This window comes from Bradyrhizobium liaoningense, assembly GCF_018130785.1.
Classification (GTDB): Bacteria; Pseudomonadota; Alphaproteobacteria; order Rhizobiales; family Xanthobacteraceae; genus Bradyrhizobium; species Bradyrhizobium liaoningense_A.
On the sequence record NZ_JAFCJT010000003.1, the window covers coordinates 279455 to 293924 of the forward strand.

The 14470-nt window shown below is 63.8% G+C and carries 15 protein-coding genes and 1 tRNA gene; 9 read left to right on the forward strand and 7 right to left on the reverse strand.

The genetic code is table 11. The annotated features are described in order from the left end of the window. The first annotated feature begins 238 nt into the window (after positions 1-238). Positions 239-2398 (forward strand): RNA polymerase sigma factor RpoD, encoded by a 2160-nt coding sequence (rpoD, locus tag JQ627_RS11695; RefSeq protein ID WP_212484359.1) that lies wholly within the window; start codon positions 239-241, stop codon positions 2396-2398. Positions 2399-2510: 112 nt separating this feature from the next. On the opposite strand, the gene JQ627_RS11700 is transcribed toward rpoD, so the two are convergent. Then, the gene (locus tag JQ627_RS11700) at positions 2511-2747 is read right to left on the reverse strand and encodes a hypothetical protein (RefSeq protein ID WP_028159444.1); all 237 of its coding nucleotides are present in this window, start codon (positions 2745-2747) and stop codon (positions 2511-2513) included. A 616-nt stretch (positions 2748-3363) separates the two neighbouring features. Further along, positions 3364-4296: an OmpA family protein gene (locus JQ627_RS11705; protein WP_409363806.1), complete on the reverse strand. Its 933-nt coding sequence runs from the start codon at positions 4294-4296 to the stop codon at positions 3364-3366. 156 nt (positions 4297-4452) lie between these two features. Between JQ627_RS11705 and JQ627_RS11710 the strand changes: the two genes are divergently transcribed. Continuing rightward, the gene (locus JQ627_RS11710) at positions 4453-5259 is read left to right on the forward strand and encodes a lytic murein transglycosylase (RefSeq protein WP_212484361.1); all 807 of its coding nucleotides are present in this window, start codon (positions 4453-4455) and stop codon (positions 5257-5259) included. A gap of 42 nt (positions 5260-5301) precedes the next feature. On the opposite strand, the gene JQ627_RS11715 is transcribed toward JQ627_RS11710, so the two are convergent. Next, positions 5302-6132, reverse strand: a complete 831-nt coding sequence (locus tag JQ627_RS11715) for an SDR family oxidoreductase (protein ID WP_212484362.1) — start codon at positions 6130-6132, stop codon at positions 5302-5304. A gap of 119 nt (positions 6133-6251) precedes the next feature. On the opposite strand from JQ627_RS11715, the gene JQ627_RS11720 reads away from it, so the two are divergent. From JQ627_RS11720 to JQ627_RS11735, 4 genes are all read left to right on the forward strand, one after another. Beyond that, entirely contained in the window at positions 6252-6626 is a 375-nt protein-coding gene (locus JQ627_RS11720; RefSeq protein WP_212484363.1) for a response regulator, read from the forward strand. 54 nt (positions 6627-6680) lie between these two features. Continuing rightward, on the forward strand, positions 6681-7292 hold the full coding sequence (locus tag JQ627_RS11725) for a LysE family translocator (protein WP_212484364.1): 612 nt from the start codon (positions 6681-6683) through the stop codon (positions 7290-7292). Positions 7293-7910: 618 nt separating this feature from the next. Then, complete coding sequence (locus JQ627_RS11730; RefSeq protein WP_212484365.1) at positions 7911-9122, forward strand: GGDEF domain-containing protein; 1212 nt, start codon at positions 7911-7913, stop codon at positions 9120-9122. 37 nt (positions 9123-9159) lie between these two features. Beyond that, a complete protein-coding gene (locus tag JQ627_RS11735; protein WP_212484366.1) occupies positions 9160-9780 on the forward strand; it encodes a peptidoglycan recognition family protein in 621 nt (206 codons plus the stop codon). 113 nt (positions 9781-9893) lie between these two features. Here JQ627_RS11735 and JQ627_RS11740 read toward each other — a convergent pair whose 3' ends face one another. The 4 genes from JQ627_RS11740 to JQ627_RS11755 form a co-directional block, all read right to left on the reverse strand. Then, complete coding sequence (locus JQ627_RS11740; RefSeq protein WP_212484367.1) at positions 9894-10286, reverse strand: hypothetical protein; 393 nt, start codon at positions 10284-10286, stop codon at positions 9894-9896. Positions 10287-10579: 293 nt separating this feature from the next. Next, positions 10580-10921 carry a hypothetical protein gene (locus tag JQ627_RS11745; protein ID WP_212484368.1) on the reverse strand — a complete coding sequence of 114 codons (342 nt, stop codon included), beginning with the start codon at positions 10919-10921 and terminating at the stop codon, positions 10580-10582. Positions 10922-11154: 233 nt separating this feature from the next. Further along, entirely contained in the window at positions 11155-12054 is a 900-nt protein-coding gene (rpoH, locus tag JQ627_RS11750; RefSeq protein WP_014492123.1) for an RNA polymerase sigma factor RpoH, read from the reverse strand. 215 nt (positions 12055-12269) lie between these two features. Then, a complete protein-coding gene (locus JQ627_RS11755; RefSeq protein WP_212484369.1) occupies positions 12270-13277 on the reverse strand; it encodes an RluA family pseudouridine synthase in 1008 nt (335 codons plus the stop codon). Here JQ627_RS11755 and JQ627_RS11760 point away from each other — a divergent pair. The 3 genes from JQ627_RS11760 (at position 13276) to JQ627_RS11770 (ending at position 14134) form a co-directional block, all read left to right on the forward strand. After that, positions 13276-13620, forward strand: coding sequence for a hypothetical protein (locus tag JQ627_RS11760; RefSeq protein ID WP_212484370.1), 345 nt, complete (start codon positions 13276-13278; stop codon positions 13618-13620). The genes JQ627_RS11755 and JQ627_RS11760 overlap by 2 nt on opposite strands. A gap of 57 nt (positions 13621-13677) precedes the next feature. Continuing rightward, positions 13678-13752: transfer RNA gene (locus JQ627_RS11765), tRNA-Glu, on the forward strand. Between the two features lie 118 nt (positions 13753-13870). After that, positions 13871-14134: a hypothetical protein gene (locus JQ627_RS11770; protein WP_212484371.1), complete on the forward strand. Its 264-nt coding sequence runs from the start codon at positions 13871-13873 to the stop codon at positions 14132-14134. The last annotated feature ends 336 nt before the right edge of the window (positions 14135-14470 follow it).

The window sequence follows — 14470 nt, forward strand, 5'->3', positions numbered from 1 at the left end:
GCGTCAGGAATGAATCCGCGCAATCGCTGTTGGCACTACACCTGCATCCGCTGCGACAAAGAGGCTCACGAAGCGTTAGGCAAATCCGGCGAGAGAAAGGTCGGGGTGGCGAGAGATAGGCGCGCCGCCCTTTCCGTGTCGTGATCTGACGAAGCGAGAGCGTCGAACAACAGGTTCAAGTGAATTCAGGCGGGCGGGCCGTTGGGCCTTCTGCATGAAGCGCGTTTAGGAGCAATGGATGGCCACCAAGGCAAAGACGCTGCAGGCGAAGGACAAGGAAAAAGACGACAAGGCAGCGGACGCGCCGGAGAAGGACTCCCAGGACGCGCCGTCGCCCTTGCTCGATCTGTCCGACGCGGCAGTGAAGAAGATGATCAAGCAGGCCAAGAAGCGCGGCTTCGTGACCTTCGATCAGCTCAACGAAGTTTTGCCGTCCGACCAGACCTCGCCCGAGCAGATCGAGGACATCATGTCCATGCTCTCGGACATGGGCATCAACGTCACCGAAGCCGACGATAGCGAAGGCGAAGAGGACAAGGACGAGGGCGGCGAGGACGAGACCGACAACGAGCTCGTCGAGGTCACACAGAAGGCCGTCACCGAGGTCAAGAAGAGCGAGCCGGGCGAGCGCACCGACGACCCCGTGCGCATGTATCTGCGCGAGATGGGCACGGTCGAGCTCCTGTCCCGCGAAGGCGAAATCGCCATTGCGAAGCGCATCGAGGCCGGCCGCGAGGCGATGATCGCAGGGCTGTGCGAAAGCCCGCTGACCTTCCAGGCCATCATCATCTGGCGCGACGAGCTCAACGAAGGCAAGATCTTCCTTCGCGACATCATCGATCTCGAAGCGACCTATGCCGGGCCCGACGCCAAGGGCGGCATGAACACCGCGATGATCGGCGGTCCCGCCGGTGAGAACGGCGAAGCGTCCGCCGAAGGCGGCGAGGCCGTAGCAGTGAACGGGGCCGCGCCGGCGCATGTCGCGCCGCCCGCCGCGCCGCCGTCGCCGACGCCGTTCCGCGCCGCGCCTGCGCCCGGCAATGCCGGCGAAAGCGAGAAGGATCCGGGCGAAGCCGCCGCCGAAGCCGACATGGACGAGGACGACGAGTTCGAGAACCAGATGTCGCTCGCGGCCATCGAGGCCGAGCTCAAGCCGAAGGTCGTCGAGATCTTCGACAAGATCGCCGACAGCTACAAGAAGCTGCGCAAGCTTCAGGAGCAGGACATCCAGAACCAGCTCGAGAGCACCTCGCACGGGCCCTCGCTCTCGCCGCACCAGGAACGCAAGTACCGCAAGCTGAAGGACGAGATCATCGTCGAGGTGAAGTCGCTGCGCCTCAACCAGGCGCGTATCGATTCGCTTGTCGAGCAGCTCTACGACATCAACAAGCGCCTCGTCTCGCACGAGGGCCGCCTGATGCGCCTTGCCGACAGCCATGGCGTCGCGCGTGAGGACTTCCTGCGCAACTACACCGGCTCGGAGCTCGATCCGCGCTGGCTCAACCGCGTCTCGAAGCTCTCGGCCAAGGGCTGGAAGAACTTCGTCCATATCGAGAAGGACCGCATCAAGGACCTCCGCCACGAGGTGCACCAGCTCGCCGCGCTCACCGGTTTGGAGATCGTCGAGTTCCGCAAGATCGTGCACTCCGTGCAGAAGGGCGAGCGCGAGGCACGCCAGGCCAAGAAGGAGATGGTGGAAGCCAACCTCCGCCTCGTGATCTCGATCGCCAAGAAGTACACCAACCGCGGCCTTCAGTTCCTCGACCTGATCCAGGAAGGCAACATCGGCCTGATGAAGGCGGTCGACAAGTTCGAGTACCGCCGCGGCTACAAGTTCTCGACCTACGCCACGTGGTGGATCCGGCAGGCGATCACCCGCTCGATCGCCGACCAGGCGCGCACCATCCGCATCCCCGTGCACATGATCGAGACGATCAACAAGATCGTGCGCACCTCGCGCCAGATGCTCAACGAGATCGGCCGCGAGCCGACCCCGGAAGAGCTTGCCGAGAAGCTCGGCATGCCGCTCGAGAAGGTCCGCAAGGTCCTCAAGATCGCCAAGGAGCCGCTCTCGCTCGAAACCCCCGTCGGTGACGAAGAGGACTCACATCTCGGCGATTTCATCGAGGACAAGAACGCGATCCTCCCGATCGATGCCGCGATCCAGTCGAACCTGCGCGAGACCACCACGCGCGTGCTCGCCTCGCTCACCCCGCGCGAAGAGCGCGTGCTGCGCATGCGCTTCGGCATCGGCATGAACACCGACCACACGCTGGAAGAAGTGGGCCAGCAGTTCTCGGTGACGCGCGAACGTATCCGCCAGATCGAAGCGAAGGCGCTGCGCAAGCTGAAGCATCCGTCGCGGTCGCGGAAGCTGCGGAGCTTCCTGGATAACTAACTCGGATCGTCATGCCCGGGCCTGACCCGGGCATTCATCCAAACGAAAACGGCGGGCCGAAAGCCCGCCGTTATTGTTTGTGCCGACGCTTCGCGCCTCTCGCGGGCAGCGTCTATTTCTTCTTCGCCCCGACCCGCTCGATCCGCTTGATCTCGAGCGCGGGCCGGCCGGACTTTTCGGCGATCTCGCGGTCCTGCTCCATGATGAAGCCGCGCGCGGGTTCGTCGCCGTCGAGGCCGCCGAGCAGTTCTGAGGGCACGCGGCGGTTGGAGCGTTGGGAATCGTCTTCATAGAAGACGTTGAAGAAGGCGAATTCGCCTTTGGGATTGGTTCCGGGTTTTTTGGCCATGGCGGCTTGTCGTCGATCAGGGGTCCGCAGTCAAATGACTTCCGCGGTTTGTCGACACCAGTGTCAAGCCGAGACGCCAACCAGCAGTGGTGCTGCCTTGATTGCTAGAGCACATCGAGGAGGGCGCCAGGCGCCTGCTGCGACCCTTCCCTCAATAAACGGCGGGCCGCAAAGCCCGCCGCTTATTTTTGGTCTTCAGTGTCGCCCGGGGCTGGTGGGGCGACAACCTAGAATAGAAGATTATAACCTGCGCCGTGCCGTGGCAAGGCAAATCGTTGACGCTGTGATGTCGCAGCGAGCGCGTCAGATATGCGCTGGTTGCGACTTCTGGTTTTGGTGCGCATCAAAGCATTTGTTTGGGCGGCCAAATCACTCTGCTCAAATTTCCCGCTCTCGCAACGCAGCGAAGCGGTGCGCGCTTTGTAAGAAAGCGCGCTCGCCTGCACGTATTCCGTCCGCGTGCAGGTTGTGTTCCATGTGCGAACGAGTTCCATGTCCGCGCGGGTGCGCATTTCATTGCGTGCGCGTGCCGAGTTCCGGTACGGCGAGCCACTTCTCCACCAACAACGCCATGCAACGGATACTCTGAGCGTAGGGGGAAAGATGAGAGAGGCCGTCACGGCGCCACCAGCTCCACGCGCCGGTTGAGCGCGCGGCCGGCGTCGGTGGCATTCGAGCCGACCGGTGCGAGCAATCCGACGCCGGCGGTGCGCAGCCGCGTCTGCGCGATCCGAAAGCTCTTCACGAGCTCGGCTGCGACCGCTTCCGCGCGGCGCTTCGACAGATCGAGATTGTATTCGTAAGCGCCCTGGCTGTCGGTGTGGCCGACGATGAAGACATTGAGCTGCGGCTGGCTCGTCAGCAACTTTGCGATCTGCTCAAGCGTCGGGCGGCTTTCCGGTTTGAGCACCGCCTTGTCGGTGTCGAAGTAGATGCCGTAGAGCGCGATGTGGCCGGTCTCACCAAGGCCCTTCGCCATCGCGGCGGCATCCACCATCTTGTTCGCGATGGCACCGAGCTCGGCGACAGTTACTTGCGCGTAGATGTCCTGGTTGTTCTGGCTGACGAGGACGCTGGCCCAGGTCTCGCGTCCGCCTTCGGTCTTGCGGCCGGCGTAGTAGCGGTAGTTGAAGCCGTCGACCCACATCTGCGGCACCGGCAGCGTGTCGATGCTTTCCGTGAAGGGAATGGCGCCGCAGGCGTCGGTGTCGCAGGCCAGCAAGGTCTCGAAGCCGGCTTTCGCAAGCTGCGTCTCGAAATTGCGCGACACTTCCAGGATCGAGGGGCCGGGATTGGTGCGGTAGGCGATCCGGACAATGCGGCCCTCGAGCCGCCGCGCATCGGCGGGCTGGCCGTCCTTGAAGGCGGCGGCCTGCATCCGCGCCGCGTCAAAATCCTTCATCACGTAGCCGGTGATGACGCTGCCGGTGAAGCGGCCGATGCCGGGATAGTCGCGGCTGCCTGCGATATCGCGCGTCTGCGCAGAGGCGGCGGTGACGGTGAAGGAGAGCAGGGCGAGGACAGCGAGCATCCGGTGCGGAATGGGCATGGTCATCTCGATCGGTTGGGGAGGGCGGGCGCAATTCATTTGTCGCGCCCAAGCTGCGATCGGTTCTGGCGAGGATTTGCCGCTTTGACGCGAATCCGGTTCCCGGGCATGATCGCGCGCCGTTTTCCGCGCTCATTCTTCAGAGGATTTTCCCGCATGTTGAGACACGCCTTGGCCACCGCCTTCATCGTCTGTCTGGCCGACGGATCGGCGCAGGCCGCGCGCTGCGGCGGCGACTTCAACAGCTTTGTCGCCAGCATGACCTCGGAAGCACAAGGAGCCGGCGTCTCGGCGAGCGTGACCAGCGCGGCCTTCAGTGGCATCGCCCAGGATGGCGCGGTGCTCGCCTTCGACCGGCGCCAGCGCTACACCTTCAACAAGAGCTTCGAGCAATATGTCTCGACCCGCGTCGGCCCCGGTCGCATCAATGGCGGCCGCGCGCTGCTCCAGCGTCACGCCGCGCTCTTGTCGCGCATCGAGCAGCAGTTCGGCGTTCCCCGCTATATCCTGGTCGCGATCTGGGGGCTGGAGAGCGATTTCGGCAAGGGCGATATCGGCAAGCTGCCGGTGATCCGCACGCTGGCCACGCTCGCGCATGATTGCCGCCGCACCGAGCTGTTCCAGGGCGAGCTGCTCGCAGCCCTCAAGATCGTGCAGCGCGGCGACCTGCCGCTACGCGACCTCATCGGCGCCTATGCCGGCGAGATTGGCCAGACCCAGTTCCTGCCGTCGTCCTACATCAAATACGGCGTCGATTTCGACGGCGACGGCCACGTCGATCTGCGCCACAGCGTGCCCGACGTGCTGGCCTCGACCGCGAACCTGCTCCACACGAGCGGCTTCAAGATGGGCCAGCCCTACGGCGAGGGCACCGCCAATTTCGAGGCGATGCGCGAATGGAATAGGGCGGTGATCTACCGCAAGACGATCGGCTATTTTGCGGACCGGCTGGCGGGGCAGTGACTTCACCCTCCCTCTCCAGAGGAGGGTGAAAGCAAACAACGCTCACGTCCCCTTCGCCATCTTCTCCAGCTTCCGCTGCAACGGCGCCCAATACGTCCCCGGACGGAAGCGCTGCAACAGGTCCATGAAGCGGGCGTCGTTGCCGATCAGGATGCGGGGCTCGTTCTTCTCGATGCCCTTGATGATGCGCAGCGCGGCGTCTTTCGGCGTGGTCTTTGCCGCGTTCTCGAACCGCTCGATCGATTGCGCGCGGCGCGCATTGTCGGTGACGCCGACCCCGGTGCGCGAATTGCGCGCGATGGAGGTGGCGACGCCGCCGGGATGCACCACCGACAGTTTTACGGGGCTGCCCGCGACCGCAAGCTCGTGCCGCACGGTCTCGGAAAAGCCGCGCACCGCGAACTTGGCGGCGGCATAGGCCGATTGTCCGGGCGGCGCGATGATGCCGAAGATCGAGGAGAGGTTGACGATGTGCGCCTCCGGCCGCGTCTTCAGGTGCGGCAGGAAGGCGCGCGTGCCGTGCACCACGCCCCAGAAATTGATGTCGAACAGCCACTCCATTTCCGCTTGGTCGATCTCCTCGAACGTCCCCATCAGCGCCACGCCGGCATTGTTGATGACGATGCCGAGCGCGGGATGCGCCGCGACCGCATCACGCGCGAACCCTGCGATGTCGCCGGGCTCGCTGACGTCGACGCGATGCACGCTGACCTTGCGTGCGGATCCGATCTCGGTGGCGAGCGTCTTCAATCCAGCCTCGTCGCGATCGGCGAGCGCGAGATCGCAGCCGCGGTTGCCGAGCTCGATCGCCAGCGCGCGGCCGATGCCGCTCGCAGCTCCCGTGATGGCGGCAGCGCCGCGAATCGAAGTCATGATGTCCCCCGTCAAGCCCGTCGTGTGGAACTACGATTTACATTTTTTCATAATGGAACTGAACCACAGGCGCGCTGGCTCCTTAACATACATTACGCAAGCAAGGATTGGAGCCGCCCATGGGACAGGCAGAACCATTTCGCGCAACGGCGCTGATCGTTGAAGACGACCCCATGCAGCGGGAGATGCTGAGTCTGCTGCTGGAAGAGAGCGGCTACCAGGTCATCCAGTGCGAAAGCGCCGAGGCCGCTCAGGGGGTGCTCGACAGGAACGCCGGCGCGCTCTGTCTGATGCTGACGGACGTCCAGCTTGCGGGGCGCATGAACGGGGTCGAGCTCGCGCACGTCGCCAAGGACCGCAATCCGAAGCTCGATGTCGTCGTCACCTCCGGCCGCCCCTTGGCGCAGCCCTTGCCCGCCGGCGCGAAATTCTGGGCCAAGCCATGGGCCCCGCTCGACGTGCTCCGCGAGGCCGAGATCGCGCAGCTGTCCTGACGGTCGATCCGGGAGCTGCTTTCTTGCCGTGAGGCACGATGATAAGGTCTGCCCATGACCTTGTCCTTCCTGCTCACTTCGCTCATCGTCGTCGCCTCGCCCGGCACCGGCGTGCTTTACACGCTGGCTGCGGCGCTGACACGCGGCTCGCGCGCCAGCATCGCCGCCGCCTTCGGCTGCACGCTCGGGATCGTGCCGCACATGATAGCTGCGATGCTCGGGCTTGCCGCGGTGCTGCACACCAGCGCGCTCGCCTTTGCCGCGCTGAAATGGGGCGGCGTCGCCTATCTGCTCTACATGTCCTGGCAGGCGCTGCGTGAGACCGGGGCGCTGGCGGTCGATGGCGAGATCAAGGAGCGTTCGAACCGCCGCGTCATCGTCACCGGCTTCCTGATCAACATCCTCAATCCGAAACTGTCGATATTCTTCCTGGCCTTCCTGCCGCAGTTCATCGCGGTGGATGAAGCCCATGTGCTGGCGCGGATGCTGGAATTGAGCGGCGCCTTCATGGCGATGACCTTTGCGGTGTTCGTCCTCTACGGTCTCTGCGCGGCGTCGGTGCGCGAGCGCGTCATCTCCCGCCCGCGTGTCATGGCCTGGCTGCGCCGCAGCTTTGCCGCCGGCTTTGCTGCGCTTGGTGCCAAGCTAGCGTTTGCGGAGCGGTAGGCTTCTCCGTCGCGGCAGCTGAAGTGGAGCAATAAAAAAGCGGGCCTTGCGCCCGCCATCCTCAAACTCTATCGGCCCTTACCCGACGCCCGGGCGGAGCGAGGCTCCACCCGGGCAAAGAACATGCTGGCTACTTCTTCTTCGCGGCCTTCTTGGCCTTTTTCTTCGTCGCCTTCTTCGCCTTCTTCGCTTTCTTAGCCATAGTATCCTCTCAAGGGTTCATGGTTAAACGCGACACGAGGGATGCTCGGCGGAGGGCCAGCCTCGCAACATCCTCGATCACAAACTCAGCAGATTCGCAGGTCTCTGCCCCGTGCTGTCACATCTGTGTCATCGCGTTATCCACAGCTCAGATGCATTTTCGGGTGATTTTTGCCCGCGAAACCGCATCGCGATGCGCATCGGCGCGACCGTGCGGGGAGGCCGCGACATGCCTAACGATCCGATAATCGCGGCGTGCTGTTCATGAATCCAAAACCAAGGGTGAGCTTTCGCAGAACGCAGTGAGGTTCCGTTAAGTGCAATCCGCGCATTGTTCTCCGCAAGAACGCGGGGGCGGGTCATGGACGAACGGCTGTCAGAGACGGGGGGCGCGACGCTGCGCGTGCCGCACGCGCCATGCTGAACGTACCGACACTCTGGACGGTCTTCGTCGTCAACTTCCTGGCGCTTGGCCTGATCTGGGCCTACGTGACGCGCTCCTATCCGAAATTTGCGGCCGCGCGGTTCTGGATGGCATCGTCCTTCGTCGGCGCCACCGGCGCGATGACGGCCCTGGTCCGCCTGTTCGTCGCCTCGCCCCTGCCGCTTCTGGTTGGCGCTGCCGGCATCATCGCGGCGAGCTGCCTCGCCGCCATGGGCATTCAGCGCTTCTATGACCGGCCGGTCTCATGGCGCATCATGACCGCAACGGGAGCGCTAAGCCTCGCCGGTGTCGTGTTCTTCATGGTCGGCTTCGAGCACATGCAGCTGCGCATGCTCAGCTACACGCTCGGTCAGGGCCTGCCGCTGGTGCTGGCGCTGCGTCTGCTCCTGGCGCCGCCGGAAGGCCGCGTCAGCCCGGGCGCGCGGCTGTCCGGCATCGTCATCCTCATCATCATCGCGATCTTTGCGGTTCGCACGCTGGGCAATCTGCTCGGCCACGATTTCTCGGCGCGCGCCGGCGGTCAGGGTCACGCCGTCATGGTGCTGGGCCTCCTGTTCCTGTCGATGACCCTCAATTTCGGCTTCCTGCTGATGGCAATGGATCGCCTGCGCAACGAGGTCGCCGACCTCGCACTGCTCGACGATCTCACCGGCGTCGCCAACCGGCGGCATTTGTTGCAGCGCCTGTCCGAGGAATGCGCCCGTTCGGAGCGCAGCGGCGAGCCGTTCTCGCTGCTGGTGATCGATCTCGACGGCTTCAAGGGCATCAACGACACCCATGGTCACGCCGCGGGCGATGCCTGCCTGCGGCACTTCACCCTGATGGCGCAAACGCGGCTACGGCCGGGCGACATGCTGGCCCGCACCGGCGGTGACGAGTTCTGCGTCGTGCTACCGTCCTCGTCCCTGCGCGAGGCTGCCGCGATCGCCCGCCGCGTGCTCGATGTCTGCCGCCGGGATGCCGCGGCCTGTACCACCAAGGACATCCCGATCGCCATCTCGATCGGCGTTGCCGAGTGGGACCGCGGCGTCGGCCAGTTTCCGGACCGCCTCATCGCCCATGCCGACCACGCCCTCTACGAGGCCAAGAAAAACGGCAAGAACGACTTTGCCGTCTACGATCCGGCCCCACCGCTCTCGCCTGAGCCGCCCGGGCTCGGCGAGGCCGCGCGCAAATTCGCCTAGGGTTGTGCTAAGCTCGGGTCCGCATTGGACCCACACGATGATGTCTCGCCTGCTCGCGGCCATTTTCGCCGCTCTCCTGATCGCTCCCGCCGCTGCAACGGATGCCGAACTCGCAAAGATCGCGCGCGTCTCCGGCACGCCTGACATTCCCGGCCTGAAAATGGTCTGGCTCGCGCCGTGGGGCGATGTTCGCGACGCCCATCCCTGGCGCAACATCATCGTGCACCAGATCGAAGGACCGGCGGGCTCGGCCCGTGTCGGCGCACTGGAGCAGTCGAAGAAGCCGACCCGGCGCGGCGTCACGGTGTGGGTCGAGACCGACGGCACAGTCTATTGGGCGGTCCCCGAGAACCTCGTACCGACCCATGGCGACGGCGCCAACCGCAACGACAACAAGTACATCGACAACAAGGTGACCTATCGCCAGGTCGTGCGCGACAACTCGATCGGCGTCGAGTTCGCCGGCAACTTTCCTGACGTCACGGCAGGCCCGACCGAGGCGCAGGTCGTGGCGTGGAAGATCCTCGTGAAGGTCCTGCGCGCGCGCTACGACATCCCGCCCGACCACGTCTATGCGCACAACTGGATCGACTACAAGGACGCCCGCTATTGCGAAGGCTGCTGGCTGGCGACGCTGGCGAGGACGTGGGGTGAGTAGTTGAGTAGGCGCGTCCGGCAACCGGAGGCCGAACCCTCCGGTGCCGGACGGCCATCACCAGCGACCGCTATCGACTCTCATCGCCATTCCGAGTCCACCGAGTCGTCCGAGGCTCAGGGGAATGCCTTGGGAAGATCGGCGGAAGGCTTCGTGACGATCTGGTGCGCGTCGCGCCAGATGACTTCACGCTGGCGCGAGGTTGTAATCGTACGCACCGGCAGGCCACCCTCCTCGAGCAGCCAAGCGCAGTAGCGCGCGCGGCTGACAGCCTCGCGAGCTTGAGGATCGAACCAGCAAATGCCCCAGATCGAATCGCGCCGCTTGAAGTGACGCGCGATGCGTCCGGGAAGCGGCAGATGCTGCGCGAACCAATTGAACTGGTTCGAGAGCTCCTGCCGAATCCAGTCCGGACAGTCGTTTCGCTGGACATACCAGGCCGCACGAAAGAAGCCGCTCTCCACGCGACTGTGCGGGTGGATGAGCGGTGTAACGAACCGCAAATACATGACGACACGGCGCGACGCCTTGTTGCGTCACGCCCCTCGCAGCGATATGTAATGAATGGAGAACAGCCGCGAAGCGGCGTTCAGCTTATGACCGATTGCCGATCAAATCGGGTGGCGGTCAGAACGTATCGATCTACTTTTCATGCCGCCTCCCTTGAAGTGCGCTGAACCAAAAGGGCGCGATATCGCGCCGGGGCGGCAGCACATACACCGGCAGGCGTCCTGCGGCAAGCGTGAAGGCCGATCGTCCGGCTTTCGTTTCTCGCGACGTCGTCACGCGCCTGAATGACGAGCTAGACCGGCTGCGACATCCACCCAAAAAGCCGCAGCATCAATCCCGGCCGTCGCGGCAATTCCGGCGGCCCGTCGGCGGCCAGCACGCGTTTGAAAAAGTAATCCAGGAACACCATGTCGTTCGGCTCGGTAACGGTGAATGTCTCCTCGCCGAAGAACACGCTGTAGTTAAAGAAGAACGGCCCTATGATCGGGATCGTCGCGGTCGACGCGTAGTCCTTGGAGATGACGAACTCGGCGGGGTCGAGCCCGTGCTCGCGCATCGCCTGCTCGACCAGTGGCAGCCTGCGCATGAACTGGGCGGAGAAGCCGCCGACGGTGGATTGCAGGATGATCGACACGGTGTGTGTCCGTCCAATTGATGCTGTCGGTCCGATATTCCTGGGTCGGTTGACCGGCAGCGCGGGTTCGAGACAAGGCCGGTTCTATTTCGGCCAAGGGCAGGCGACCGTGATGGCGGTCTCACTCACCGCTGTCTCCAGAACACGCGATCCAAAACAAAAAAGCCGGCGTTGCCGCCGGCTTTCTGTCGCTTGTCGATCCGCCAATATCTTACCGTGAGAAAAAGCCCCGCTTAGTGCGCGGCTTCCAGCGCGGCCTGTTCCGCCCGTGCGATCGTGCCCTTGACCGCGGCCTGCACCTTTTCAAAGGCGCGGACTTCGATCTGGCGGACGCGCTCGCGCGACACGCCGAACTCGGCGGCAAGGTCTTCCAGCGTCATCGGCTCATCGGCGAGGCGGCGGGCCTCGAAGATGCGACGTTCGCGCGGGTTGAGCACGCCCATGGCGCCGTTGAGGGCGTCGCGGCGTTCGTCATATTCCTCGTGCTCCGCCAGCATGGCTTCCTGGTTGGGCGTGTTGTCGACCAGCCAGTCCTGCCATTCGCCGGCTTCGCCGTCGTCGCGGATCGGCGCGTTGAGCGACGCGTCGCCACCGAGGCGGCGGTTCATGTCGATCACGTCCTGATCGGTGACGCCGAGGCGCTTGGCAATGATCTTCACCTGGTCCGGGCGGAGATCGCCCTCGTCAAGCGCGTTGATCTTGCTCTTCGCCTTGCGCAGGTTGAAGAACAGCTTCTTCTGGTTCGCGGTGGTGCCCATCTTCACGAGCGACCAGGAACGCAGAATGTACTCTTGAATCGACGCCTTGATCCACCACATCGCGTAGGTGGCGAGACGGAACCCCTTTTCGGGTTCAAAACGCTTCACCGCCTGCATGAGGCCGACATTGCCTTCCGAGACGACCTCGGAGATCGGCAGGCCGTAGCCGCGATAGCCCATGGCGATCTTGGCCACGAGGCGGAGATGGCTGGTGACGAGTTGGTGCGCCGCGTCGCGATCGTCATGCTCACGCCAACGCTTGGCGAGCATGTATTCCTGCTGGGGTTCCAGCATCGGGAACTTGCGGATCTCGGCGAGGTAACGGGATAAGCCGGATTCTCCATTGAGGACCGGCAGAGCAGCGGTACGGGCCATTGTGAAGCCCTCCAAGGTTCAGGCCCCCGATAGCGGCGGGCCAGGCAGACGACCGCTTTGTCAAAGCCGGCCGGGCTGCGATGTTCCGTTGGTCATTTCCAACGCAGGCGCAATATACCCCATGGGGGATCAAAAAGGGAAGGATTGCTGACGTCACGTCCCCGTGTGGCAGCTATAACTTTTTGTAATGTAACGATTTTCCAAGGTGGCCTGCGTCATAGCGCCGCTTTCAGGGTGTCCTGGAGGAGAAGCAAATCCTTCGGCAAAGGCGCTTCCCAGTGGAGTAATTCTCCGGTCCTCGGGTGCTCCAATACCAGCAAGTAAGCATGCAGGGCCTGCCGCCCAAGAGCGGTCAGGACTCCTTGCGACTCGGGCCCAAGCTGGTTCGCCTTGGTCTTGAAATGCGGGCCATAGACCGCGTCGCCCATCAGGGGGTGGCCGATATGGGCGAGGTGAACGCGGATCTGGTGCGTGCGTCCGGTCTCAAGTTCGCAGGCGAGCAGGGAGGCGATCGGCTTGCCGTCACGCCCCGCAAAACTCTCCAGAAGCTCCCAATGCGTCACCGCCTCCCGGCCGCCCTGGCGCACCGCCATCTTCTCGCGCGCATGCGGATGGCGGTCGATCGGCGCATCGACGGTGCCGCGATGGCGTCCCGGCAGCCCCCAGGCGAAGGCCATGTAGCCACGGCGCATCGCTCCCGTCCGGCCGTGGTCGGCGAATTGCGCGGTGAGCGAGGCATGGGCGAGGTCGTTCTTGGCGACCACCATCAGCCCGGTCGTGTCCTTGTCGAGCCGGTGCACGATGCCGGGCCGGCGCACCCCGCCGATGCCCGAGAGCGACGTGCCGCAATGGGCGATCAGCGCATTCACCAGCGTGCCGGTCTCGTGGCCGGCGGCGGGGTGCACGACCAGCCCCTTCGGCTTGTTGAGGACCACGATGTCGTCGTCCTCGAACACGATATCCAGCGCAATGTCCTCGCCCTTGGGCTCCGGCGGGGTCGCCTCCGGCACGTCGATTATGATCGTGTCGCCGGATGTGACGTGATAAGCGGGGTCGCGGACCGCGGCGGCCTTGAGGCTCACTGCGCCCGCCAAAATCAGGGCTTTCAGCCTCGATCGCGACAGGTCGGTGAGGTGTGCCGCCAGCACGCGGTCGAGCCTGGCCGAGCCCTCGTCGCCGGCGACGACCACCTCCAACCTTTGCGCAGAGCCAGAATTTTCCATGACGACGTCTGATACCGCTGTTCCCGAACCGAGCCCCGAGCAGGCCGCGCTGTTCGCGCGGGTGCGGCGGATGATGCTGATCGCGGGGTTGACCACGGCGCTGGCAATCTGCGCCGTCCTGATCGCGGTGGGCTACCGCCTTTTCAAGTCGGAGGGAAGGGCGGCGGAGGTCGTCGGTGACGTTACCGCGACCCTGCCGAAGGGAGCCAGGATCGTCGCGACCGGGGTGGCCGGGGACCGCCTCGTGGTGACGCTGGACGTCGGCGGCGTCATCGAGATCCGCACCTTCGACGCCCACACCTTGAGACCCGCCGGAAAGCTGAAATTTGCCAATGAGCCATAAAAGGGCCGTTCGGGTCCTTGCGGCGGACAAATTTCGCGGCTATTGGCTAGCCCTCACGCTCCCTTCGTCTAGCGGTTAGGACGCGGCCCTCTCAAGGCTGAAACAGGGGTTCGATTCCCCTAGGGAGCGCCAGCAGCTTGATGAAATGGTCTAGGGATGCTCGGCGGCGAGGTCTCTGACATATTGGCTTCCACCCTCAAGGCTGGATTTTGTCAGCTCGTTGGGACCGCTGACAAGGTTTCCGGAATAGTTGCTTTTCTTCGAAGGCGCGGATTCGGTACGTCCAAGACCGAGTTGGTTGGATAGCAGCGCCGCGGTATTCCTCAATAATCCCGATCCGAAGGAAGGCTCGGTTGGCCTGTATTCCGGTTGGTCAGTGAATGGCCAGCGCGATGGTGCACCCAATGATGGCTTCGTGCTTGTTCCCATGCAGATCCTGCAAGCTGCGTCGGAAGATCCCCAAGTCGCTATGTGGTTGTGGAAGCCGGTGGGCGTCAGGGTTGCCCTAAACTGAGCCGGTCAGCCGGAATATGCCGATGGAATTTAGGTGACAGTGCACTTAACTACCCCCCTTCCTCTCCGTTGACGGGCCACCAACTCACCCAACGATGTCAATCTCATGAAGCGCGCACCACTCGCGGAGCGCTTGCTCCGTGGCGTTCTCTTGGAACGCATACCAAATTACGGTGACAGTGCATTTAATTCGTCTGCTCTCATGGGGGTCATGTCGTGAGAGATAAGTGCACTGTCACCGCAATTTCATCATAAGAGCTAAGTGCACTGTCGCCGCAATTGTGCCCTGCGTCAGCCAGGGACGCGTTGCGCGTGATGAATGCGGTGCGCGCCGACC